Source organism: Thermocatellispora tengchongensis (genome assembly GCF_014202315.1).
GTDB classification, from domain to species: domain Bacteria; phylum Actinomycetota; class Actinomycetes; order Streptosporangiales; family Streptosporangiaceae; genus Thermocatellispora; species Thermocatellispora tengchongensis.
In genome coordinates this window covers 1-1,914 of the sequence record NZ_JACHGN010000057.1, presented here as the reverse complement: position 1 = coordinate 1,914, position 1,914 = coordinate 1, and the positions used below count along the sequence as shown (strand labels likewise).

At 66.3% G+C, this 1,914-nt stretch carries 2 protein-coding genes; both read left to right on the top strand.

Going from position 1 to position 1,914, the window contains the following annotated elements; all coding sequences use genetic code 11:
* The first annotated feature begins 129 nt into the window (after window positions 1-129).
* Complete coding sequence (locus tag HNP84_RS50870) at window positions 130-1,386, top strand: IS256 family transposase (RefSeq protein WP_185057386.1); 1,257 nt, start codon at window positions 130-132, stop codon at window positions 1,384-1,386.
* Window positions 1,383-1,880, top strand: a complete 498-nt coding sequence (locus HNP84_RS50865; RefSeq protein ID WP_185057385.1) for an HAD domain-containing protein — start codon at window positions 1,383-1,385, stop codon at window positions 1,878-1,880. The genes HNP84_RS50870 and HNP84_RS50865 overlap by 4 nt, the downstream gene beginning before the upstream one ends.
* Window positions 1,881-1,914 lie beyond the last annotated feature (34 nt).

Sequence of the window (1,914 nt, the reverse complement as noted above, 5' to 3'; positions counted from 1 at the left end):
GAGCAATGATCGAAATCTGTGGATCTGACGGGAAGGGGTGTACCTTTCCCGAATCATCTGATCATGGTTTCGAGATAGGCCGACGTTGCCGCGTCGGTCGGGAAGGCACACCCCGTGTCGCTTACCGTAGTGCCCGAACTGCCCGCTGACGACCATGCCCCGGCGGGCTCGGCGTCGCTGATCGACCAGATTCTCCGTGAGGGCGCCCGCAATATGCTCGCCGCCGCGCTGCAGGCCGAGGTGGACGCCTACATCGCCGCCTTCGCCGACGAGCGTGACGCGGCCGGCCGCCGTCTGGTCGTGCGCAACGGCTACCACGCCCCGCGTGAGCTGCTCACCGGCATCGGCGGGATCGAGGTCAAGGCGCCGCGGGTCAACGACAAGCGCATCGACGAGGAGACCGGCGAGCGTAAGCGGTTCTCCTCGGCGATCCTGCCCGCCTGGGCCCGCAAGACTCCGCAGCTGAGCGAGGTGCTGCCGCTGCTGTACCTGCACGGCCTGTCCACTGGTGACTTCGTCCCGGCGCTGGGCCAGTTCCTCGGCTCCACGGCGGGCCTGTCCGCCTCCGTCATCACCAAGCTCACCGAGCAGTGGAAGGGCGAGCAACGCGCCTTCGCCGAACGCGACCTGTCCGCGGTGGACTACGTCTACCTGTGGGTCGACGGCATCCACGTCAACATCCGGCTGGAGGAGCACAAGCTGTGCCTGCTGGTGATGATCGGGGTGCGCGCCGACGGGCGCAAGGAGCTCGTGGCACTGTCCGATGGCTATCGCGAGTCGACCGAGTCGTGGGCCGATCTGCTGCGCGATGCCAAGCGGCGCGGGATGCGGGCACCGGTGCTCGCCGTCGGGGACGGTGCGCTCGGCTTCTGGTCCGCTCTCGCGGAGGTGTTTCCGCAGACCAGAGGCCAGAGGTGCTGGTTTCACAAGATTGCTAACGTGCTCGGGGCCATGCCGAAGTCGGCCCACCCTGCCGCCAAGAAGCACCTGGCCGAGATCTGGAACGCCGAAGACCGGGACCACGCCGAACGCGCGGTCAAGGACTTCCAGGCCGCCTACGGCGCCAAGTATCCCAAGGCCGTCGCCAAGGTGATCGATGACCTGGACGAGCTGCTGGCCTTCTACGACTATCCCGCCGAACATTGGGTTCACCTGCGCACGACCAACCCCATTGAGTCGACCTTCGCCACCGTCCGCCACCGGACCAAGGTCACCAAGGGGCCGGGATCCCGCGCCGCCGGCCTCGCCATGGCCTTCAAGCTGATCGAGTCGGCGCAGAAGCGCTGGCGGGCGGTCAACGCGCCACATCTCGTCGCCCTGGTCCGCGCCGGGGCGAGGTTCGTCAAGGGCAGGCTCGTCGAGCGTGAGCACGTCGCCGCAGCATGAGCGATCAGGTAGAACGCCCTCTGCTCTTCCTTGATGTCGATGGGCCGCTTCTTCCCTTCGGCGACAACCTGCGACGCCAACTGTCACTCACCCCGTCGCCCTCACATCTATCGCGATTACGACCTGAGGTGGGACCTCTGCTGGCGGCGCTGCCATGCGACCTGGTCTGGGCCACCACCTGGGAAGACATGGCGAATTTGGAGATCTCACCACGACTCGGGCTCCCGCGACTTCCGGTCGTGGCCTGGCCGGAGACTTCCGGCGAGCATGAACGCGAGGACCACTGGTTCGGACTCTGCTGGAAGACCCGGACCCTGGTGAGCTGGGCGGACGGCCGCCCGTTCGCGTGGATCGACGACGAGATCACCAGCGCCGATCGAGACTGGGTGGCCGAGCACCATCGCGGCCGTGCCCTCCTCTATCACGTCGAGGCTTCCCGAGGACTCACCAACGCAGACTTCGCGATCCTCAACGAATGGCTACGTTCGACCTGAGCCACCCATGATCCACAGGATTTGACAATTGCTC

What these genes read in the sequence shown, in the direction of transcription:
- HNP84_RS50865 (WP_185057385.1), top strand. Translation starts at nt 1,383, where the DNA reads ATGAGCGATCAGGTAGAACGCCCTCTGCTCTTCCTTGATGTCGATGGG.